The organism is uncultured Aquimarina sp. (assembly GCF_947492965.1).
Taxonomy (GTDB): Bacteria; Bacteroidota; Bacteroidia; order Flavobacteriales; family Flavobacteriaceae; genus Aquimarina.
Genome location: NZ_CANLOZ010000003.1, coordinates 365,448 through 389,389, shown reverse-complemented (window position 1 = coordinate 389,389; position 23,942 = coordinate 365,448). Strand labels below are relative to the sequence as shown.

Genomic DNA, 23,942 nt, shown 5'->3' with positions numbered 1-23,942 from the left:
AAGGAATGCCATTTGAAAAATTAAAGCCAGAAGTTGTTAATATACTTGATAATCCAGAAAAAAATGTAACCGATCGCCTTCATGAAGTATGTAAATTACTGAATGATCATATTGATTATTATGATTGGGTTGGTTTCTATTTTAGAAATGGTGATAAGGAGGAATTAAAGCTTCGTACCTATGTTGGTGAGCCAACAGATCATGAAATAATACCTTTTGGAAAAGGAATCTGTGGACAAGTAGCAGTATCGAATGAGAATTTTGTTGTTCCCGATGTTCAAGCTCAAGATAATTATATTGCATGTAGCTTTACAGTAAAATCCGAAATCGTAATTCCCTTGTTTAAGGATGGTGAAAATATTGGTCAAATAGATATCGATTCGGAAACTCCAGATCCGTTTACAGAAAAAGACGAAAGATTTCTTGAGTTTGTAAATCAAGAGGTTGCTAAAATTTTATAATAGTAGTTTTTACTTTCTAGATACATAAACTTCAATAATCAATTCTTCTTGTAAGTGAGAAGTAATGAAGCTTAGATACCTATAACAAAAACTAATCCAACAAGTAAAATTTTTGGAATCTATGAATTAAGTTTAATTTTATACGTATCAGAAGCTTACTATAATTATGTCTCCATTACTTCAAAAAATATACGATCTACAAGATATCAATAGCTTATCAAAACACGAGCAAATTGTGAACGGTATTATAGATGCAATTGATGCTGGGGTATTGAAAGTAGGAGATAAACTTCCTTCTATTAATGAAATGGTTGCAGAAGTCGGATATGCACGAAAAACTTTTGTAAAAGCATATACTGAGCTAAAGGAAAGAGGGCTTGTAGAATCCAAAAATCTAAAAGGTTATTATATTATTAGTGAAGAAACGAATGTTACCTTAAAAGTAGCATTGATTTTATTTGCATTTCATAGTTTTCAAGAAGATTTTTACAATACCTTTAGAAAAGAACTTGGTAAAAAATACCATATTGATGTCTTCTTTCATCATAATAATCTTAGTTTATTTAAAACAATCTTAGACAATATATCTCGTAAATACGGAATGTATGTAATCGCCCCGATACAAGAAGAAGAAGTTCCTGCCATGCTAAAGCAGATTCCATCAGATCGATTATTAATTGTGGATCGTTACCTAAAAATGCCTAAAGATTATTCTTATGTTTCACAGGAATTTGAAGATATTACCTATCAAAAATTAGAAGAACTTACTCCACAGATAAAAAAGTATGACAGATTTGTGTTATTCTTCAAAAAAAATTCTGACTTCCCTCCAGAGATTTTAGCAGCTTTTAATAGATATGTTGATAATTATCAAATCAATGGAATTGTATTAGATAGTTATGAACCGAATACACTTAAGAAAAGTACTGCCTACTTTTCTATCAGTGATACTCAACTCTGGAAGGTTTTAAAAGATGCTCGAAAAATGGAGTATCGAATTGGAGCAGATATTGGTATTCTGGCTCATGATGATAATATTGTGAAAGAAATTGCCTTTGGAGGTATCACTACGATCTCCACCGATTTTACGCTAATGGCAAAAAAAGCTGCTCATTTTGTAAAAGAAGGCAATCCTATCAAAGAAATTACACCTACCTATTTAAGACAAAGAAACTCTTTATAGATCCATAATCTATTTTGGTTTTACCTTCCTTTTCGAACTATACTACAAAGGGAATACACCTCTCTTTTAAATTTAGCATGTCTTATTAAACATCAACTGAAACTATTTCATATATCTAATTTTTTACACGTTTAATTACGAATAATTCAAAATATAATGCAATAAAATTTTGATATAAAAATAAATATTCTACTTTTGTATAGTAGCATAGAGTATCATAGCATAATTTATTCTTTACTCAAATTTTGTCGAAAAGACAGAAAATCATTAACAAACACACAAATCATATGAGGCAAAAAATATGTAATCGTATAATGATGTTGCTGCTTGGATTAAGTACTACCTTAATATATGCGCAACAAACTGTTTCTGGAACAGTAACAGAACCTAACGGTCCTTTGCCGGGAGCAAATATCTTGGTAAAAGGAACCACCAATGGAACAACTTCAGATTTTGACGGAAAATACACTTTAGACAATGTAGCTCCTGATGCTATACTTATCTTCAGCTATGTTGGTTTTATCGCTCAGGAAATTCCTGTAAATGGTCAAACCACAATAGATGCTCTATTACAAGAAGATGCTGCAGCATTGGATGAGGTAGTTATTGTTGGATACGGATCACAATCCAAAAGAGATGTTACGGGAGCAATATCTCAGATTAAATCCGAAGACATCAACCAAGTAGTAACTGCCAACCCAACTGCAGCTTTGCAGGGAAAACTTGCGGGAGTGCAGGTTGAAACTGCCGGTGGTGCTCCTGGTAGTCCAGCCAATGTATTTGTTAGAGGTGTAAGCTCTTTAACCAATTCTTTTCCGCTCTATGTTGTTGATGGTACTATTACAGACAATATCAACTATCTAAATTCTAAAGATATTGTCAATCTTCAAGTATTAAAAGACGCAACTTCTGCAGCAATCTATGGATCCAGAGCTGCTAATGGAGTTATTATCGTAACTACCAATAGAGGGAAAAAAAATGCCAGTCCAACAGTAAACATAGATGTAAGAAGTGGTGTTAATACGCAATCCAAAAAATTGGATCTACTAAATGGCCCAGAATATATTGCTTTTCTAAATCAACGAAGAATTAATGATGGCCAACCAGGTGACATCGCGGATCCAGGTATCAATACAGATTTTCAAGATCTAACCATCAATATGGGAACCATTCAAGATTTTGGTTTCAATATCTCTGGAGGTGGTGAGAATTCTAAATACTTTTTTAGTGCCAATTATTATGATGAAGAAGGACTTCTTATAAGTGAGGAGTTTAATCGAAAGAACGCTCGCTTAAATAGTGAATTCAAATTGGGTCAACTAAAAATCCAAGAATCATTTGGTTTTTCTGAAAACCGATTTACGCGAAATAATGCCTTCGGAAATCAAGGAGGAACAGTTCCTATAATTCGTCCTTTTGCCCCAGAAAATGATGGAGGTTTTGAAGCGATTAGTGATCCCGTATTTGGAATTGGAGGAACTAATAAATTTGCTAATGCACAATTAGTTGACGATCAAAATATCGAACGCAATTTCTTAGGCAACATAAATATTTCCTATGAAATAATAGAAGGACTTACCGCTAAACTTAATTTCGGTACTGAGTATACAAGTTTTTATAGAAACACATTCCAACCTACTTTTTTTCAGAGTAATATAGATAGTGAAGTAAATGCCAATCCACTAAATGACCTTACCGAAGTACGGGGAGAACGATATGCTACCAACGTAGAACCAACACTTAATTATAAAAAGAGCATTGGTGATCATAACTTTGATCTTCTTGCTGGAGGTGCCCGTCAGGATATTACAACAAACACACTAGCTATTTATGCGGAAGGACTACCAAGTAACAATATAACCAATATCGCACAGTTTACGGATAATATTATAAATTCAGGTGGTGGGCGTTTTGATAATAAATTATTCTCCGTTTTTGGACGTGTTAACTACAATTACAAACAAAAGTATTTACTTACGGCTATCGTAAGACGTGATGAAACTTCTTTATTTGCGGATGGTTTTAATACAGGAACATTCCCTTCCTTCTCTGCAGGATGGGTCGTAAGTGATGAAAATTTCTTTAACCAAGAAGGACTTTTTAATTATTTAAAAGTAAGAGCTGGATATGGAGAATTAGGGTCTCAAAATGTTGATCCTTTTTCTAATCAATCAGTAGTAGAACCCAACTCTCCGATTACTGTTGGTGGTGCAGCAGGACAAATTCCTGGATTTGCTATTACTAGCTTGGTAGATCCTACACTAAGTTTTGAAACTTCAACAACCATTAATTTCGGTATTGATACCTCATTATTAAACAATGCTTTAAAATTAAGTTTAGATTACTTTAATAGAGATAATGAAGATGTTATACAAGCAGTTGCTATTCCCGATTCCAACGGATCCGTGAATCCTGTATTCCAGAACGCATCTTCTATTAATAATAAAGGTTTCGAATTTGAAGCTGCGTATAATTACGATACTGGTGGTGATTTAACTTTTAATGTAGGCTTTAATATTTCTGCTATTGACAATGAACTAACTGATTCTCCAAATCCTATTGTTGGACCATCCTATAATGAAGAAGGATTAAGAGCAAACCGTTTTGAAGTTGGACAACCACTTGGGTTTTTCTTTGGGTTCAGAACAGATGGAATCTATAATAACCAAGCAGAAATCGACAATGATCCTTTTTTAGCAAACGATCCAGATCGTAGAGCTTTATTACAACCTGGAGATTTTAGAAGAGTTGATATTAACAACGATGGAATTATAAACGATGAAGATCAAACATATTTAGGAGATCCAACTCCAGACTTTGCATATGGTATTAATCTTTCTGTAAATTATAAAAATTGGGATCTTGGCGCTTTCTTTAATGGTGTTCAGGGAAATGAAATTTATAATGTTACCAAATTCTTTGGATACTTCTTCCTAGATGACAATAAACTAGGAATTGTAAGGGATGCTTATACTCCAGAAAATCCTAATACCAATCTCCCTAGAGTAACCACCCAGGATACTGCAGGGAATCAGCTTCCTTCAGATTTCTTTGTTGAGGACGGTTCTTTTTTCCGTCTTAAAACCTTAGAAATAGGGTATAACTTAACCGATCTTGTTGGAAAGAAATGGGTTTCTAATGCCAGAGCATTCGTAAATGTTCAAAACTTATTTACTATTACCGATTACTCAGGTTATGACCCCGAAATTGGATCCAATAATAGCGGATTAGGAACCAATAGAGGATTCTTTGGTTTTACACCTTTAACCAGTGCTGACTCTGTTTTTGACAGAGGATTAGACGTAAGAGCACAGCCTAGACCACGTACTTTTACTTTTGGTTTACAAATGTCTTTTTAAAAAATAAAAAATATACTAATGAAAACGATTAAAAAAATACTACCTCTTATAATGTTGTTACTTTTTGTCGCATTCTATTATAGTTGTGATGAAGAAGATCTTAATATTTCGAATCCAAATAACGTAGCAGAACCAGAGTTTTTCCAAACGGAAAATGATTTTAGGTTAGCTGTTAACGGAATGTACCACCCTATTACTGCAGTTTTATTCTGGGGCCGTGTAATTCATACAGGTGCTATGCTTAGATCAGATGCTTATAATGTTATTCCGTTTCAACAAAATACCACTATGTCTACTTTAGAAGGACAACCGGGTATCTCGAGATGGGCAGTGGATTTATATCCACAGTTATATCAATCTATTGCAAGAGCGAATAAAATTATTGAAGAAGATGCCAGTAATAACGTGTTGTCGGGTGATGTACAAAATGAAATATTAGGACAAGCACATTTTCAAAGAGCATTTTGTAATTGGTATTTACTAAACCTATTTGGAACCGCACCACTGGTTATGAAAACACCAGATCCTCAAAATCCAGAAGAATTCTTCCCATCGAATGCTACACCTGCTATGTTCAATGATGCAATCATTGCAGACCTGACCGAAGCTATTAATAGACTACCTCAGTCCTGGGGAGAAAACGACATAGGACGACCTACTAGAGGATCAGCACTGGCTTTGCGTGGTAAAACCTATTTATATTTAGAAAATTGGACAAATGCTATTGCAGATTTCACAGAAGTAACCACTTTAGGATACTCTCTACTTCCATCTGATAATTATGGGGATAACTTTTCATCAAACCCAACGTTAGAAAACAATTCAGAATCAGTATATGAGCTTCAGTATGTGGCGCAAGACAATTTTGTATGGGGAGCAGACGCGCCACTTACTGGATCTCAGTCTAACTGGCATATTGACTATTCTCCTCCACACGTAAGTTTGGATCAGGGACATGTAATCAATCCACATATACTTCAAGTTTTCGAAGACAATGGAGATGTGATAAGACGAAATAGAACAATTGCCTTTGACTATCCCGGAGCCACTGGATATGGTGGAGCCCCTTTTACAGAGGACTTTGCTCCAAGTATAGAAGTAGCACAAAATCTAGGAGTTCCTGCATTATTCTCCAGAAAATATGCAGGTTTAGATGAAGGCTTGTCTAGTGCAGAAATTCCTGGCTTTGGACATACTTTGGGGACCAATTGGAGAATTATACGCTATGCCGATGTGCTATTAATGCTCGCTGAAGCGCTAAATGAAAATGGGGCTACACCAGATGCTATTCCCTTTATTAATCAAGTTAGAGAACGTGCACAAATCTCTTTATTACCTAATACCCTAACTAAAGAAGAAGTAGAACAAGCCATTATTGATGAACGTATCATGGAATTAACTGGAGAAGGACATCGATTTTTTGATTTAGTCCGTTGGGAATTGGCTGATGATATTTTAGGACCAGGTTCTACAGTTGCCGGAGGACGTCATCCAAAATCATTAGCTGGACCTGCTGCCGTATTTACAACAGGACAGGATGAGCTTTTATGGATCCCACTATCCGAAATACAAGCTAATCCTAATTTGAACCAAAACGATGGATACTAAACGTAATACGTAAACCACAGTTTGATTGTAATATTTAATTGTTTTAGTTAACCAAGCAAACCTTTACCACAAGTTTGCTTGGTTTTTAAAAATTCAGAAACATTCCTTGAAAAACATCCTCATACATATCTGCATTATTGTTTTGTTTTTTAGTTGTAAAAATAAAACCAATCAGGATTATTTATTTACGCAACTACATGCATCAAAAACAAGCATCCAGTTTCAAAATACAATCACCGAAGATGATAAGATTAACGCCATAGATTTTCAGTATTGCTATAATGGTGGTGGTGTAGGTATTGGAGACTTTAATAATGATGGATTACCTGATATCATTTTTACAGGAAATCAAGTGTCTAGTAAAATTTATCTTAATCTTGGAAATATGAAATTCCAAGATATTTCAGAAGTATCTAATTTTTCTACCTCTTCTTGGATAACTGGTGTTAGTATTGTAGATATCAATGCTGATGGGTGGGATGATATTTATTTGAACGTAGGAGGCTCGGATTGTAACAATAATTGTAACAACCTTCTTTACATTAACAAAGGCATAAATCAAAAAGGCATTCCTAGTTTTGAAGAACAAGCTAAAATTTTTGGCCTAGATGATGGAAACTATAGCCAACAAACTATTTTCTTTGATTATGATCACGATGGAGATTTAGATGCTTACATAGTACATAATGGTAATACGAAAAGAGATAGAAACACACCTATACCCAAAAAATATCTACCCGATCATTTGTCTGATTATCTTCTAGAGAACACAACAGATCCAAATACCAATCAAATCTATTTTCACAATATCTCTGACAGCCTAGGAATTACTCATAAAGGATTCGGTCTTGGTGTGGCTATCAATGATTTTAACAATGATCATTGGCCAGACATATATGTGAGTAATGATTTTATAACTAATGATCTACTCTACTTAAATAAAGGTGTTAATGAGCAAGGAATACACCTCGGATTTCATGAAATAAACCAACAAGTACTATCTAAGCAAACATATAATGCCATGGGAGTAGATGTAGGAGATATTAATAATGACGCTTTACCCGATATATTGGTATTAGACATGCTTCCGAATGATTACGAAAGGCAGAAAAAAATGTTGGCAGCTAACAATTATGATAAATACCTCCTTTCTCAAAGGAATGGATATACACCTCAATACGTCCATAACACACTACAACTTCACAATGGAACCGTTTCGAATAAAATATTACCAACCTCCGAAATTGGTTTTGCCTCTGGAATAGCAAGTACCGATTGGAGCTGGGCTCCTCTAATAGCAGATTATAATAATGATGGAGATAAAGATATCTACATCACTAACGGTTATGTAAAAGATATCACGGATTTAGACTTTATCAACTACTCTGAAAACAATAATATTTTTGGGACACCAAACGCACGCAAGGAAAAATTTAAAACTCTAGTAGATCAATTACCTGGGATTCACCTTTCGAACGTATTTTATCAAAATAATGGGAGTACAAAATTTACAGATGTATCTTCACAATGGACAAAAAGTATAAAAACCTATTCTAATGGTTCTGCTTATGCTGATTTAGATCTAGATGGAGACTTGGATTTAATCGTTAACAATATTAATAGTCCCGCATCTATACTAGAAAACCACGCTTCAGAAAAGAATAAAAAGTTCCTTAGAATACAACTTAAAGGAAGTTCTAAAAACAAGCATGGCATTGGATCCAAAATTATATTATGGGAAAAAGGACAGGAACAGACACAGTATCAATCGGTAGTTAAAGGATATTTATCTTCTGTAGAACCCATTCTTCATTTTGGGATTTCTTCAGAAAAAATAGATTCGATACAGGTAATTTGGCCAGATCAAAGTTCACAAACGATCAAAGATACAGGCACTAATCAAACCCTATCTATCGACTATAAAAAAAGCTCATATAAGCAACCTATTAAAGAAGAATTTTTAAGCTTCGAAAAGGATTTTAATATCTTCCCTTATTTACATGAAGAAAACTACTTAAATGATTATCTACAGCAATCATTACTAAGTCATCAATTTAATTCATTCGGTCCTTGTTTAAGCTCAGCAAATATAGATACTCAAAAAGGTGATGAGATTTTTATTGGTGGAAGCAAAGGAAAACCAGGTGTTCTCTTTAAGGAAAATCAAAATGGAATATACCAACCTATTCAACAATTTGAAACGGATTATGAAGATACAGCCTCGATATTTATAGATATAGATCAAGATGGAGATAATGATTTATATATAGGTAGTGGAGGTAGTGATGCTGGAAATAGCACAAAACTCCTTAAGGATCGAATATACCTAAATAATGGAAGTGGTTCATTTTCAGAAAAACAATATAACGTGCTTTCAGAAATACAAACCAACACTAGCTGCATTGCCTCTAATAATGTGACAAATGGATTACAACATATTTTTATTGGTGGAGGCGTGCAACCAGGAAAATACCCGCTATCTACCCCTAGTTTTTTAGTAACAAACAAGAATGGTACTTTAACAAAAAGCCACAGTACATTTTCAAATACTGGAATTGTTACTGATGCGATATGGGCAGATATAAACAATAATAAAAACAAGGAATTAATTGTAGTGGGACAATGGATGCCAATTATGATGTATCATATCCAAGACGAGAAAGTAGAAGAAATCCCTGTACAATGGGAAAACAAGGATGGAGAAGTTATAGAGTTATCAGGATGGTGGAATGCTATTGCTCTAGAAGATTTTGATAACGACGGTGATCTGGACATACTTGCTGGAAATCAAGGGATGAATGGCTTCATACAACCTACTTTTGATCGACCATTGTATGTCTACAAAAAAGATTTTGATCAGAATGGAAGCATTGACCCTCTCTTAGCCCAATACTTTGAAACTACTGAAGGGATTTCTCTTAAACCTGTTCATACCAGAGATGACATTATGAAACAGATTGTTAGCCTGAAAAAGAAATATCCTACTTATCATGATTTTGCAAAAACAAGCTTCCAAGAATTATTAAGCATAGAAAACCTAGAAGAAGAAACGTTCCGTGCCAACATATTTCAATCTATTTATGCAGAAAACATAGGGAATAATACTTTTAGAATTTCTTACTTACCAAATGTTTGCCAGCAATCTCCTATAAACGATTTTCTGGTAGATGATTTTGATAAAGATGGCTACAAAGATGTTCTCATTGTGGGAAACAACTACTCGGCAGAGGCTAATTACGGAAGACACGACGCTATCATCGGCATATACCTAAAAGGCACAAACAACGGATTCGTTCCTATACATAATACTGAAAGTGGATTTGTGGTGGCCAAGCAGTCTAATCATATTATTTCTGTACAAAATAAAAATGAGGAGAAACTAATTATAGCTACCCAGAACAATGATAGCGTCGTAGTACACCGCTTAAACAATAAACAATCAAAAGATGAACTCTCTGGCAATTAAACAACCACACTTGGATATCAACGAATAGAGGAAACATGAAAGAAGTAATTACTACTCATACTATAGAAATACAACAAAAATCTAAGGATTTTAAGGTCAGTATTCATTTACTTGAAGAACAAAATAACGTTACCATTTACAATATTAATTTTTCTTCAACATCCGAATTTCAACCTCAAGAAGTAATACTTAGATGGAAAATTCCTGCAGTAAATGTAAAAGGAGTATGGAAACCTACTACTGATTTTGCCAAAAGAATTATGGACGACTGGGAATTAGAACATATGGAATCGAGAATTTCCGTAGACTCGCCAGTTATTTCACTATTTGGGCATGATGATAGCAATGTTATGACTTTTGCATGCTCGGATGCCATAAATACTAAAAAATTAAATGCTTTATATCGAGAAGAGGATAATTGCATGTATTGTCATATCTCATTCTTTACAGAGAGGCATCATAAAATTACCGATTATAATGCACAGCTAAGAATTGATCAAAGTCAGCAACATTTTTCAGCATCTCTAAAAAGTGTAGGAAAATGGTGGGAAGGTTTTCAAAATCTCATCCCAGCAAATGTTCCAGAATTAGCTAAAGTTCCTGTCTATTCCACCTGGTATCAATATCATCAAAAATTAGACACTATAGATCTTATCGAGGAATGTAAAATAGCAAGTACATTAGGATATGAATTGATAATCTTAGATGATGGATGGCAAACAAAAGATGAAAATCGAGGGTATGACTATACGGGTGATTGGCTTCCAGAACGAATTCCTGAAATGGAAAAGTTCATACAAGACATTCACAAAACTGGTATAAAACTCGCATTATGGTACTCTGTTCCATTTTGTGGTAAAAAATCAAAGGCTTATCAAAAATTTAGAGGTAAGTTTTTAACCGAAGAACATCGTTGGGCTCCTGTTTTTGATCCCAGATATCCAGAAGTAAGAGCATACCTCATTAGCTTATATGTAAATGCTTTAGTAGCTTGGAAAATTGATGGTTTCAAACTAGATTTTATAGATGAATTCAAGGTGTATCCGAGTACAAAACTCACTAAAGAAGATGGACGTGATTATTCATCTGTAAATCTTGCTGTAGATCGACTTATGACCGATATTATTAGTTCTCTTCATGCTATAAATCCGGAAGTTGTCATCGAATTTCGACAGAAATATACTGGCCCCGCAATGCGTAAATATGGAAACATGTTTAGAGCTTTCGATTGTCCAGGAGACTCTGTTATGAATAGAGTACGGATTACAGATATCAAAATGTTATGTGGAGATACTGCGGTACATAGTGATATGTTTACTTATCATAAGGAAGAACCTTTGGAGATAAAGGCGTTACAATTAGTAAACACCTTATTTGGAGTTCCGCAACTATCTATTTTACTTAAAGATGCGTCCCCTGAAGAACTTTCCATGATACACTTTTATACACACTACTGGAAAAATCATAAGGAGATTTTCTTAGATGGCAGATTTACTCCTCAAAGACCTTTGGCTAATTATCCAATACTAAAATCAGCTTCTGAAACACATACCATTATTGGAGTATTTGACAATTATACTATTGATTTTTTAGAAAACACCAATAAAGTAGATATTATTAATGGCCAGTTCGAAACTAAAATAGTCTTAAGTAGCGAACAAAATTATGGTGCTTATAATTGCATCATTTATGATTGTACCGGTAAAAAAATTAGCGAAAGTACATTAATGATATTAATCGGAGTCATACAGATAAAAGTTCCAGTTTGCGGATTAATCAGATTAGAAAAAGTCTAGAACCATAAGGAATTAGCTCTCCAAAAACGAACAAAAGAGAAAAAATGATGTATAAAACATAATACAAACGATTACATTTTTTTTAATTGATGATTCTCTTTTCAATTGATATAATAATTCAGATATTTATAATCAACCGATTCATCTTCTGTAAAATTATCAGTTTTTAAGATGATTATCTAATAATCAACTAAAACAAAACAGATATAAATAAAGCTAACTATTGCCTAATGGATAAGAAATATATCATAGCCTTTGACCAAGGAACCACTAGCACACGAGCAATTATTTTTGACACAAAAGGTACTATTTGTGGCATCTCTCAGAAAGAACTAACTCAATATTATCCACAATCAGGATGGGTAGAGCATGATCCACAAGAAATTTTTAGGCATCAAAAAGAAGTATTCGAAGAAGTATTATCTGAATCTAAAATACCGGTAGATCAAATTGCGGGAATTGGTATCACAAATCAAAGAGAAACCACAGTAGTATGGGATAAAAATACTGGTGAGCCTATCCATAAAGCTATTGTATGGTTAGACAAAAGAACTTCTAATATCTGTAAAAACTTAAAAGAAAAAGGTTTAGAAGAATATGTTTCCAAAAACACGGGGTTAGTAATTGACTCCTATTTCTCAGGCACAAAATTAAAATGGATATTAGACCATGTAGAAGGTGCTAGGAAAAAAGCGTCAAAAGGAGATTTATTATTCGGAACTATTGACACCTGGCTTATTTGGAAATTTACCAATGGTAAAAGACATGTTACGGATCATTCTAATGCATCTAGAACGATGCTATACAATATTTTGAACTTAGAATGGGATTCAAAAATGCTCTCTGAACTAAATATTCCAAATTCGATGCTTCCAGAGGTATTACATTCCTCGTCAGATTTTGGCAGTATCAATTATCAAGGAAAAGAAATTCCAATATATGGAGTGGCAGGTGATCAGCAGGCTTCTCTTTTTGGGCAGGGAGGTTACAAATCTGGTATCGCCAAAAACACCTATGGAACCGGTTGTTTTTTACTACTAAATACCGGGAAAAAACCTTATCAATCCAAAAATGGTTTACTTACTACCTTATGTTGCAGTCTTCCTGGAGATAATATAAAATATGCTTTAGAAGGAAGTGTATTTGTAGGAGGAGCTTCTGTACAATGGTTACGAGATAAATTACAAGTAATAGAAAAAGCATCAGAAACAGAAGAGATTTGCAAATCTACTCCAACAGCGAAGGATCTGTATGTAGTACCTGCATTTGCCGGTTTAGGAGCGCCTCATTGGGATATGAATGCCAAAGGAGCAATTTATGGTCTCACATTAGATTCTGGTAAAAACGAAATCATAAAAGCTACTGTAGAAGCCTTAGCATACCAAACTCGCGATGTATTGGATGCTATGGTAGAAGATAGTGGCAAATTAATGAGAGAACTTAAGGTAGACGGAGGTGCGTCTGCCAATAATTATTTAATGCAATTTCAGTCGGATATTCTTAATGTAGATGTGGATCGTCCGGCAATGTTAGAAGTAACTGCACTCGGCGCGGCATTCCTGGCAGGAATAAAAGCTGGGGTTTGGACAAAAAAAGATATATCAAAAATTAGAATTGTAGATACTACGTTCAAACCCCAGATTTCTGAACATGAAAGAAATCGGAAGTATACTGGTTGGAAAGATGCTGTGGAGCGCACGAAATCTGCGAATGCCAAAATGGTTGCCGCTAAAGAACAAGGAGCCATACGTTTTTCAATTCTGGACAGAAACAGACAATTATTACAAGCTCAAACTACAAAATATGATTTAATTATTATTGGTGGTGGAGTTACTGGAGCAGGAATAGCATTAGATGCTTCCTCCAGAGGTCTAAAAGTATGTTTGGTAGAGAAAAATGATTTTGCTTCGGGAACCAGCAACAAGTCTACTAAACTCATTCATGGGGGGTTACGATACCTAAAGCAAATGGAAATAGCTTTAGTAAAAGAATCAGGAAGCGAACGAGCTACCGTTCATAAATTGGCGCCGCATCTGGTTGTTCCTGAAAAAATGTTACTTCCCCTAATAGAAGGTGGAACTTACGGTAAAATGATGACTGCTATTGGACTAAAAGTCTATGATTTTTTAGCCAATGTAGAAGGAGATGATAAACGAAAGATGTTGAGTATAGAAGAAACAATAGCCAAAGAACCTTTACTGAATAAAAATGGACTTACTGGAGGCGGGTATTATGCAGAATACAGAACCGATGATGCTAGACTAACTATTGAACTTCTAAAAAAGGCAGCATCCTATGGTGCGAATATCATCAATTATTGTGAAATGACAACCTTTAACTATAATGACGAAGGCAAAATTAAAAGTCTGCAATGCTTAGATCATAATTCCGGAAAAAGTTTTACGATAAAATCCAGAAACTACGTCTCTGCCGCTGGACCTTGGGTTGACCTGTTAAGAGAAAAAGATGATTCCATGAATAATAAACATCTACATCTTACCAAAGGAGTGCATATAGTTTTTTCCCGAGAGAAGTTCCCACTTACACAATCAATCTATTTTGATGTACCTGATGGAAGAATGATTTTTGCAATTCCACGTGGTAGAGCTACCTATGTAGGTACCACAGATACTAATTATAGTGCTAATTTAAATCGTGTTGTAGCTACAAAAGAAGACGCTCAGTATCTACTAGATGCCGTAAACAATATGTTCTCAACGCTACATCTAACCATAGAGGATATTGAATCTAATTGGGCTGGACTAAGACCTTTAATTCACGAGGATGGAAAAGATCCTTCAGAACTATCCCGAAAGGATGAAATTTTTATTTCTAAAACAGGGTTAATCTCTATTGCAGGTGGAAAACTTACAGGATATCGTAAAATGGCGCAACGGGTCATTGATGCAGTGCTAAAAACTATGAGTAGTAAAAGAAGAGAGCAATTTTCTAAATCCTACACCCAGAATATTCAACTAACAAGTGACCCGTTGGAGGACACTGCTGAAGTTAACCAATATCTAGAAGAAATTAATCAACAGTTAAAAGATAAAGGCCTGAATGATGTGTATTATGGCTGGTATTTAGCTACTACTTATGGAAAACAAGCAACTATTATCATAGATAAGATCTCTTATTTCTTGAACGATGCAATTGAAGAAAAATTAATACGATCAGAAGTCTGGTATGGAGTACATCATGAAATGGTAAATGGCTTGGCCGACTTTTTTGTTCGTAGAACAGGAAGATTATATTTTGATATTGGCAGTGTACATCAATACAGATCTGTAGTACAAGAAGATCTAGTAAAATATCTTGGTTGGGACGAAGAACGTCTGGAACGAGAAAATCAATATTTAGATCTCTTATTATTAGATGCATCTACCTATTACGAATATGAAATTGTATAAATGTAAATAAAGAGCTCACTTGGCTTTCTAAACTCTTTTAAAAACAAAACATATGGGAATACTTTCATTTATTGGATTTACATTATTAGTAGCAGTATATGCCTGGTGGAAAACAAGAAGTACAGATGAAAAATCTGCTGATGGATATTATCTTGGAGGAAGAAGCCTTGGTGCAATTACGATTGCAGGTTCTTTATTACTTACAAATTTATCTGCGGAACAAATCGTCGGATTAAACGGACAAGCTTTTTCTGAAGGTATTCTTGTTATGGCATGGGAAACACTGGCTGCTATTGCTATGGTGCTTACCGCTATATGGTTACTACCAAAATACATGAAAGGTGGTATCACTACAATTCCAGAATTTATAGAAAAACGTTTCGATGAAAATACTAAAGCAATATTATCCGTTTTATTTCTAATCGCTTTTAGTATTGTATTATTACCTACCATCCTTTACTCAGGATCATTAGCCTTTAGTACCATGTTTGACTTACCATCTTTATTAGGTTGGTCTCAATCTGCATCAATCTGGCTTTGTGTTTGGAGTATAGGCTTGATAGGGATTATCTATGCCATTTTTGGAGGTTTAAAAGCTGTTGCAGTATCAGATCTTATAAATGCAATTGGATTATTAATCGGAGGGCTACTCATCCCTTATTTTGGTTTAAAGCTGATTGGAGATGGTAGCATGATGGACGGTATGAATACCTTGTGGACCGAAAATCAGGATAAATTTAACGTTACTGGAGGTGTTACTTCCTCTATTCCCGTAGGAACTATATTTACAGGAATGATGATTGCTCAGATGTATTATTGGGGCACGAATCAATCCATACTGCAACGTGTTTTTGGTGCCAAAAGTTTAAAAGAAGGGCAAAAAGGCATGATGCTCGCAGCATTTGTAAAATTTCTAATACCTGTAATCGTTGTACTCCCTGGAATTATTGCATGGAATGTATTTAATGGAGAACTTAGTTCTGCGGATCGAGCATATCCAGAACTAGTTCGTAAAGTACTTCCACCTGCATTACTTGGTTTTTTTGCAGCAGTATTATTTGGAGCTGTATTGAGTTCTTTTAATAGTCTATTAAATAGTAGTGCTACACTTTTTGGATTTGACTTATATAAGAAATTTTTTAATAGAAATGCAAGCGAACTCCAAACGGTAAAAGCGGGTAAATTATTTGGCTTTATTGTAGCCATGATTTCTATGACGATTGCTCCTTTTATCGCCAACGCTCCAGCAGGTCTGTTTTCTTATATCCAACAAGCATTAGGAAGCTTAAGCGTACCTATTCTGGCTGTGGTTATCATTGGAATTTTGACGAAAAAAGTGCCTGCAATTGGTGCTAAAATAGTGTTAATCGGTGGTGTACTAATGTATTTAATAAGCTTACTTATTTTGGGACCTCATTTCACAAATAAAGCGTTATTAGAAGCTACTACCAATGGTATTACAGATCCTGATCAATTAGCTATTATAAAAGCTGAAGCCTATCCACACTTCTTGCATGTTATGGGTATTTTGTTTGTCATTAATGTTGCTATCATGCTAATTGTAGGAATATGGAAACCTAAAAAAGATATCTATACACCTATAACTACAGAAGTTATTGATACCACACCCTGGAAATATGCTTTTGCTATTGGAGGACTTATTACACTACTCGTATTGAGTACTTATTTAATATTCTAACCATTACATAAACTTATTTGTCATCTGCTTTCGGTTATAAAGTGTATTGTATTAACTTTACAACTCGTTCTAATAAAAACTCTTGAAAACAAAAAAATGAAAATATTAGTAACCGGTGGATTAGGGTTTATCGGATCGCATACGGCGGTAGAACTACAAAATGAAGGGTATGAAGTTGTTATTATAGACAACTGTTCTAATTCTTCTCCAGATGTTTTAAAAGGTATTGAAGCAATTACTGGAAAACAACCAATTTTTGAAAACTTTGATCTAAGAGAAAAAGAAAAAGTCCAAGACTTTTTTAAACGTCATCATGATATTGAAGGAGTTATCCATTTTGCGGCATCAAAAGCAGTGGGAGAAAGTGTTGAAAAACCTCTGTTATACTACGAAAACAATATTAATGTTCTTGTATATATCCTTCAGGAATTACAGAAAAAAGACAAAACTAGTTTTATCTTTAGTTCTTCATGTACTGTATATGGACAAGCTGATGAGCTTCCCATTACCGAAAATGCACCTGTAAAAGTAGCAGAATCACCATATGGTAACACCAAGCAAATAGGAGAAGAAATCATCAGAGATACCTGCAAGGTACAACCCAATCTAAACGCTATTGCTTTGCGCTATTTTAATCCTATTGGTGCCCATCCATCCGCAGAAATAGGAGAATTACCCATAGGTGTTCCACAAAATTTGGTTCCATTTATTACACAAACTGCTATTGGACTCAGAGAGCAGCTTTCTGTTTTTGGTGATGACTATCCTACAGAAGATGGTACTTGTATTAGAGATTATATCCATGTTGTTGATCTTGCAAAAGCACACGTAGTAGCATTGCAGCGTTTACTTAAAAATAATAATGTTTCTAATTATGAAGTGTTTAATGTAGGGACAGGAACTGGTAGTTCGGTATTAGAGGTGATACAATCTTTTGAAAAGGTTTCTGATCAAAAACTAAATTATAAAGTGGTAGACCGAAGAGAAGGCGATATTACATCAGCTTATGCGAACACTGACAAAGCTAATAATGAGTTAGGCTGGAAAGCAAAAAGCAGCTTAGATGAAGCATTATCATCTGCCTGGAAATGGGAACAAAAGGTTAGAGCATAAAATACCTTTTTCTATATCTTATAAACAAAAAAATCCTGAAGCATGCTTCAGGATTTTTTATTATCTGTTAGATACTTCTACTAGTAGAAGTTTGCTCTTTTATCTTCGATATCTGCTGCTTCTTTCAACGCATTAAAAACTCTTGTATTAACAGCGTTTGCTTGTGTTTTAGATTCTTGGGCAGCATAACTCATATACGTATCTAAACCACTAGCAGGTGTTTTCTTAGTAACTTCTACAACGTATACTCCATTATTACCAACAACTGGTTCAGAAATTTGACCACTTTCTAAAGCGAAAGCTGCTCCTACTACTTTAGGTTCTGTTCCAGCACCACTAATTGTTGGAGTCTTCATATTAAGTGCAGAAGCTGTTTTAACAACTTGTGATTGACTCTTAGCGATTTCATCTAAACTTGTGCCAGAAATTTTATTCTTCAACATTTCCGCTTTCTTCTCTTTGATAAGTATTGGCTTAACAGTAGCACTTGCATCTTCTACCTTTTGAAGTCCTTTAGATGCTTTTCCAGTCAACTGCACAACCGCATATCCATCAGTTACATCAAAACGTTTTACATCTCCTACCTTTGTCTCTTCATTAAAAGCCCATTGCACAATTGATCTTTGAGCTCCAAGTCCAGCAATATTTTCTGCTAATTCACTAATCTTGTTTACAGGACGAACGTTATACTCACTTTCTTTTGCCTTCTCAGCGAAGTCTCCATCCTTAGTAGCTATCTGAAACTTTGTAGTTTCGGTAAATATATCATTAATCGTTTTCTCACTTGCTTCTATTTCTCTAGCAATCGTTCCAACTTTTACAGCCTTTTGCTCATTTTTCTTGTCTTCGATATTAATGATATGATATCCAAACTGTGTTTCTACAACTCCCATATCACCAACATTGTTATCAACGATATAATCGTTAAATGCTGGAACCATTCTACCAGGAGCAAAATATCCTAGGTCTCCTCCTTTATCCTTATTAGAATTATCTGCAGAAAAATCTTTTGCAAGTGTTTCAAATTTAGCCTTATCCGTTTTAACTACAGCAAGTAAGCTATCTGCCAATGTTTTTGCTTCTTCTTTAGTACGCTCTGTATCTCCTGCAGTACCTAAACCTTTCCAAGAAACTAGGATATGACTTGCTTTTAATGAATCGTGTAATTGTTTATTCGCAATTACTTTAGATATTTTAATATACTTCCCATCCTTATATGGTCCATAAACTTCTCCAACTGGTACGTTATATAACGTATCAGCAACTGAAGTAGGTAAGTCTTTTTTAAACAGGAAACGATCATCATATTTTAAAGCAGAACTTTGATCAACATTGATAAATTCTTCAATATTTTCTGCTTTCTTAAGTGCTTCCACTTGTTCTGCCACTTCAGCAGTTAAACGCTCTTCGTCTTCTTTACTAGGTTCTTCTTTAAAGAACACATATCTCATATTTCTAGACGCTTCTGCCTGATATAAATCAGGATGCTTATCTATATACGATTGAATTTCTGCATCAGATACTGTTACGTCTGTATCAGGAATACTTGTAAAAGGCAATTGAACATATTTAATATCCACTACATCATTTTCCATTTTGTATGCCAACTCACCTTCTTTAAGAGTAGCTCCTACTCCAGCCTTAATCATATTAAGGTATGTTTGCTCTAAAGCTCCTTTTCCTAAAGATCTCTTATAATCAATCCATTGTTGGTATGCTACAGGATTGGCTTTAATACTTGCCACATATTCTTGCATTTTTGCTTTATCAAAAACTCCTGCTTCGTTTTGAAAGGTAGGGTTATTAGCTAATCCTTCTTCTAATAACTGATTTACTTCATCAGCACCAGCTCTAATACCAAGCTCTTCGAACTGACCATCAAAAACTATTTGTCTTACTTCTTGATTCCAAACATAGTTTACAGTTTGTAGGTTAGATCCACCACCAAAATTTCTAGAAGCTGCTTCTACCTTCTGTGCAAAATCAGTTCTATCAATTTCTTTCCCATTTATAGTAGCAATAGTATTTGCTGCTTTTTGAGAAATAGCTCCTCCATTTCGAATCAAATCCGCCAATACAAATGAGAAAAGCGCTAATGCGATAATCACAATTAAGAAAACGGAACGTTGTCTGATTTTATTTAAAACTGCCATTTTAAGTTTAATTTATTGAAATATAGTGGGCGAAAATACCATTTTCTTAGAATATTACCAATTAAAGACAGAAAGTCTTTACAACTTTTTTTACATTTTATTTTTCATGAAATTTTACCGTAAAAAATTACAGATTAATCCCACAAAAAACATAGTTCAATTAACTGATTTTAAAACACATAACGAATAAAAAAGGAGTCATCAACTGGAACAAGCTTTCTTAATAAAAAAAAGAAAAGTTATGTGATTTTTACACCAGAGGAATTTTGTTTTATAGAAATCAGTCTTCTTCCTTAAGCTTTAATTCTACGATTTCTATTTTGGTATTAGAAGTTTCTATAATATTTACCGTTACCGAGTCGATATTCACAACATCACCTTGCTCTGGAATTTCTTCTGTATGATTTACAATCATTCCACCTAAGGTTTCATAATATTCACTTTCAGGTAGATTTAGTTTATAGGTTTCATTGATATAATCTACTTCCATTCTAGCCGAGAAACGATAATGATTTTCTGCCAATTTATCTTCTATCAAATCCACAGAATCGTGCTCATCCTCTATTTCTCCAAAAAGTTCTTCTACGATATCTTCTACCGTAATAATCCCACTAGTACCTCCATATTCATCTATAACTACAGCTACACTCTTGTGTTTTTTAGTAAGCAAATTTAAAACATCCTTTACGTACATGGTTTCAGGTACAAATACTACAGGAAGTAAAATAGATCTGATTGACTTCGGCTTTTTAAACAGTTCAAATGAATGCATATACCCTATGATATCATCAATAGTATTATTATACACCAATATCTTAGACAATCCCGTATCAATGAACAGCTGGGTTACTTCTTCTAATGGTCTTGACTTCTCTATTGCAATGATCTCGGTTCTAGGAATCATTACCTCTCTGGACTTTACATCTGAAAAATCGAGCGCATTTTGAAAAATTTGAATTTCACTATCTATTTCATCATGTTCCTCTACAGTTTCCATTTGCTCTGTAATATAATCTCCAAGCTCAGTTTTGGTAAAAGCAAGTTGTACCTCATCACCGTCAGTTTTCAAGAACTTTTTTAAAACAAAGTCAGAAATCCAAATAACAAAAGAGGAAATAAACCAAAAGATTACATAAAAAAAATAGGCCGGCACAGCAAACACCTTTAATAAGGTATTGGCATAGATCTGAAAAAACACCTTTGGTAAAAACTCTGCCGTGACTAATATTACAAAAGTAGATATAATTGTCTGTAGCAATAAATTAACACTTGCTGCCAAATCCGGATAATACCCTTTTATGAATCCCATTAACAGCTCTCCCATGTAGAATCCATAAACTACCAGTGCAATGTTATTACCCACTAACATGGTAGCAATAAATTTGGAAGGTTTTTTTGTTAATCGAGATAAAATCGTAGCAAGAAAACCATCTTGTTTTTTTTCTATCTCGATATGAATCTTATTCGAAGACACATAAGCAATCTCCATCCCAGAAAAAAAGGCAGAGAGAATAATAGAAAGTACAATTACAACAATTTGTAGCTCCATTATTTGTTATCCTGGTTACTATTGGCATCAATTCTTTTACGGAAATTTCTCTTAAAGAAGAACATAAAAACAGCTACTCCAGCGAAACAGAGATACAAAATACTTCTACTATCTTGTTGTCCCCATTCCTCATATGCTTGATATAGAAAAAAACAAGTAATAGCTAGATAAGCAAATTCAAAAAATCTAAAAATTTTCATCATATTCATTTACTCTTCGATGAACATTATTCCTTCATTAATGCGAGAATTCAATATAGTAAAATCCTGATTAGCATCAAAACCATCTGCTTCATTGACATTACCATCTGGGAGTATACTTTTATAAGGCTGATCTGTAAAAACCCAGTTGATGCTTTGATCCCAATATAGCTGTTTAGCCATAAGATGTGTACTATCTGCTGTTTTGATATCTACATTTCCTCGCATATCGATAAGTCCTGTTTCTACATAAGAAATAGCATAATCTGATGTTACCACACTTACTTTCCCATCCTTATCAATAATATCTAAAACAATACCTTCTGGAAACTCACGATATCCAAAACCTTTATTTGTGTAATCTTTTATTTTTGGAGTTCTAAGAACTGCTGTAAGCCTACCAGAATCGGTATATTTAAGATTAACCTCAAAAGCCTCTGCTATAGGTGCATCATCATCAATACGATATGAATTCGTTTGGGACGTTTTAGATTGACATGAAAAAAACAATGTCACAGCAAAAGCTGTGACAAGGTTTCCTAATATATATAAAATTCTCTTTTGCATTATAGTTTCGGTACCTTAACCGTTTCTCCGATCCAACATCCAATCTTTACGGACTTAATCTCTGGATTATTAAAGATATCCGTTTTGGAAGGTGCTTTTGCTCTATAATTTGCTGCAGTTCCAGCAGCAGTTTTCTTTAAACTAGCATCAACTTTTCCTGCTTTTAAAGCATATCTCTCAGCTAACCAATATACCGCTCTTTTGCTAAACACATCAGTACCACAATCATTAGCACTCTTCGCAATCATATTAGCTATTTTTAAATACGCTTGTCCTAAAGAAGGCTTGTTAGCTAGTGCTTTTTTATAATTAGCTCTCGCTTTACTGTAGCTACCTTTTTTTCTGTACACCTCAGCAATCTTGTAATATACTTTTGCTTTATCACTTGCTTTGGTTTCTAACTGAGCAGACTGATTATAATATTCTAACGCTTTAGAAGTATTTTTATCCTTAAGCGCAAGTATTCCTAGGTAAAGCGCTGACTTAGCAGATGGATCTGCTTTGTGTAATGCTTCCACCATTTTGAAAAACAATGGATCATCAGTACATTCTTTTGCAGACATTCTGCTTGCAGCACTTTTTAACCAGTTAATATCATTTTTCTTACTATCAAATTGTCCATTATATAAGGGAATCAAGTTTTTACAATCTGCAAGTTCTCCAAGCTTCTGATTAACTCCTGCTTTAACCTTACTGTAATTATTAAGGATTTTATCGTACGTTTTTAATCTTTTCTTTTCTTTACTAGAAAGAGCAGCTCCAGATTCTTCTTTTTCCGTTAATTCAGAAACTATTTTCGCTTTATTACTTTCTTCATCCTCAATTTTTTCGATTACATCATCATATAAATCGAACACATCCTGAAGTTCTTTCTTTCCAGCAGCCTGAAGCTCTACTAATAAATAAAAGTAGGTATACACCTTTTTAGGACTAGAAAAGTTCTTTTTATCCTCTGTCCAAGCTTTATTGAACTCGGCAAACTGACTTTCCTTAGTACCAATATTATTATCATACATGATCTGACCAATATCAGAATGCATATCTCCTAATTCCACTTTTGCTGGAAAATATTGTTGACGCTCTTTCCACAAAGCAATCATTTCATTTGCAATAGCTGTTTTATCAGCACCAGTTGCCTTTTTATATTTTGCTTCTAACAATTTTTTTCCGAATTGGAAAGTAGCAACACTGTGCGTAGGGCATTCTTTTCTTACTTTCCATAAAGGTGCTTCTGCAGCCTCCCAATTTTTTACTTTAGCATGCTCATAGGCTATAGAAGCCGTAGTTGCACAGTCTGTAGCCTGTGCACTTACACTAGAAGTACCTAGAACTAATCCTGCTGCTATCGTAAATAAAACTTTAGTATTCATAGCTGTAT

The 23,942-nt window shown here is 34.3% G+C and carries 14 protein-coding genes; 9 read left to right on the top strand and 5 right to left on the bottom strand.

Annotated features, from left to right (window positions below):
- The first annotated feature begins 5 nt into the window (after positions 1-5).
- From Q1B37_RS09740 to galE, 9 genes are all read left to right on the top strand, one after another.
- Entirely contained in the window at positions 6-461 is a 456-nt protein-coding gene (locus tag Q1B37_RS09740; RefSeq protein WP_299898277.1) for a GAF domain-containing protein, read from the top strand.
- Positions 462-627: 166 nt separating this feature from the next.
- On the top strand, positions 628-1,644 hold the full coding sequence (locus Q1B37_RS09735) for a GntR family transcriptional regulator (protein ID WP_299898274.1): 1,017 nt from the start codon (positions 628-630) through the stop codon (positions 1,642-1,644).
- Between the two features lie 287 nt (positions 1,645-1,931).
- The gene (locus Q1B37_RS09730) at positions 1,932-5,003 is read left to right on the top strand and encodes a TonB-dependent receptor (protein ID WP_299898272.1); all 3,072 of its coding nucleotides are present in this window, start codon (positions 1,932-1,934) and stop codon (positions 5,001-5,003) included.
- Positions 5,004-5,021: 18 nt separating this feature from the next.
- Complete coding sequence (locus Q1B37_RS09725) at positions 5,022-6,611, top strand: RagB/SusD family nutrient uptake outer membrane protein (RefSeq protein WP_299898270.1); 1,590 nt, start codon at positions 5,022-5,024, stop codon at positions 6,609-6,611.
- Positions 6,612-6,717: 106 nt separating this feature from the next.
- On the top strand, positions 6,718-10,077 hold the full coding sequence (locus Q1B37_RS09720; RefSeq protein ID WP_299898268.1) for a VCBS repeat-containing protein: 3,360 nt from the start codon (positions 6,718-6,720) through the stop codon (positions 10,075-10,077).
- 35 nt (positions 10,078-10,112) lie between these two features.
- On the top strand, positions 10,113-11,873 hold the full coding sequence (locus tag Q1B37_RS09715; RefSeq protein ID WP_299898266.1) for a glycoside hydrolase family 36 protein: 1,761 nt from the start codon (positions 10,113-10,115) through the stop codon (positions 11,871-11,873).
- A 230-nt stretch (positions 11,874-12,103) separates the two neighbouring features.
- The gene (gene glpK, locus Q1B37_RS09710) at positions 12,104-15,283 is read left to right on the top strand and encodes a glycerol kinase GlpK (RefSeq protein ID WP_299898265.1); all 3,180 of its coding nucleotides are present in this window, start codon (positions 12,104-12,106) and stop codon (positions 15,281-15,283) included.
- Between the two features lie 52 nt (positions 15,284-15,335).
- A complete protein-coding gene (locus Q1B37_RS09705; protein ID WP_299898263.1) occupies positions 15,336-16,982 on the top strand; it encodes a solute:sodium symporter family transporter in 1,647 nt (548 codons plus the stop codon).
- 96 nt (positions 16,983-17,078) lie between these two features.
- Positions 17,079-18,095, top strand: coding sequence for a UDP-glucose 4-epimerase GalE (gene galE, locus Q1B37_RS09700; RefSeq protein ID WP_299898260.1), 1,017 nt, complete (start codon positions 17,079-17,081; stop codon positions 18,093-18,095).
- Positions 18,096-18,175: 80 nt separating this feature from the next.
- Here galE and Q1B37_RS09695 read toward each other — a convergent pair whose 3' ends face one another.
- The 5 genes from Q1B37_RS09695 to Q1B37_RS09675 all read right to left on the bottom strand — a co-directional run bounded on the left by Q1B37_RS09695 (position 18,176) and on the right by Q1B37_RS09675 (position 23,934).
- Positions 18,176-20,248 (bottom strand): peptidylprolyl isomerase, encoded by a 2,073-nt coding sequence (locus Q1B37_RS09695; protein WP_299898259.1) that lies wholly within the window; start codon positions 20,246-20,248, stop codon positions 18,176-18,178.
- Positions 20,249-20,528: 280 nt separating this feature from the next.
- Positions 20,529-21,797, bottom strand: coding sequence for a hemolysin family protein (locus tag Q1B37_RS09690; protein WP_299898257.1), 1,269 nt, complete (start codon positions 21,795-21,797; stop codon positions 20,529-20,531).
- Complete coding sequence (locus Q1B37_RS09685) at positions 21,797-22,000, bottom strand: hypothetical protein (RefSeq protein WP_299898255.1); 204 nt, start codon at positions 21,998-22,000, stop codon at positions 21,797-21,799. The genes Q1B37_RS09690 and Q1B37_RS09685 overlap by 1 nt, the downstream gene beginning before the upstream one ends.
- A gap of 6 nt (positions 22,001-22,006) precedes the next feature.
- Entirely contained in the window at positions 22,007-22,564 is a 558-nt protein-coding gene (gene lptC, locus Q1B37_RS09680) for an LPS export ABC transporter periplasmic protein LptC (protein WP_299898253.1), read from the bottom strand.
- Positions 22,564-23,934 (bottom strand): tetratricopeptide repeat protein, encoded by a 1,371-nt coding sequence (locus Q1B37_RS09675; protein ID WP_299898252.1) that lies wholly within the window; start codon positions 23,932-23,934, stop codon positions 22,564-22,566. The genes lptC and Q1B37_RS09675 overlap by 1 nt, the downstream gene beginning before the upstream one ends.
- Positions 23,935-23,942 lie beyond the last annotated feature (8 nt).

Coding starts and splice junctions, on each gene's coding strand:
- Q1B37_RS09740 (WP_299898277.1), top strand. CDS start 6: ATGCCATTTGAAAAATTAAAGCCAGAAGTTGTTAATATACTTGATAAT.
- Q1B37_RS09735 (WP_299898274.1), top strand. CDS start 628: ATGTCTCCATTACTTCAAAAAATATACGATCTACAAGATATCAATAGC.
- Q1B37_RS09730 (WP_299898272.1), top strand. CDS start 1,932: ATGAGGCAAAAAATATGTAATCGTATAATGATGTTGCTGCTTGGATTA.
- Q1B37_RS09725 (WP_299898270.1), top strand. CDS start 5,022: ATGAAAACGATTAAAAAAATACTACCTCTTATAATGTTGTTACTTTTT.
- Q1B37_RS09715 (WP_299898266.1), top strand. CDS start 10,113: ATGAAAGAAGTAATTACTACTCATACTATAGAAATACAACAAAAATCT.
- glpK (WP_299898265.1), top strand. CDS start 12,104: ATGGATAAGAAATATATCATAGCCTTTGACCAAGGAACCACTAGCACA.
- Q1B37_RS09705 (WP_299898263.1), top strand. CDS start 15,336: ATGGGAATACTTTCATTTATTGGATTTACATTATTAGTAGCAGTATAT.
- galE (WP_299898260.1), top strand. CDS start 17,079: ATGAAAATATTAGTAACCGGTGGATTAGGGTTTATCGGATCGCATACG.
- Q1B37_RS09695 (WP_299898259.1), bottom strand. CDS start 20,248: ATGGCAGTTTTAAATAAAATCAGACAACGTTCCGTTTTCTTAATTGTG.
- Q1B37_RS09690 (WP_299898257.1), bottom strand. CDS start 21,797: ATGGAGCTACAAATTGTTGTAATTGTACTTTCTATTATTCTCTCTGCC.
- Q1B37_RS09685 (WP_299898255.1), bottom strand. CDS start 22,000: ATGATGAAAATTTTTAGATTTTTTGAATTTGCTTATCTAGCTATTACT.
- lptC (WP_299898253.1), bottom strand. CDS start 22,564: ATGCAAAAGAGAATTTTATATATATTAGGAAACCTTGTCACAGCTTTT.
- Q1B37_RS09675 (WP_299898252.1), bottom strand. CDS start 23,934: ATGAATACTAAAGTTTTATTTACGATAGCAGCAGGATTAGTTCTAGGT.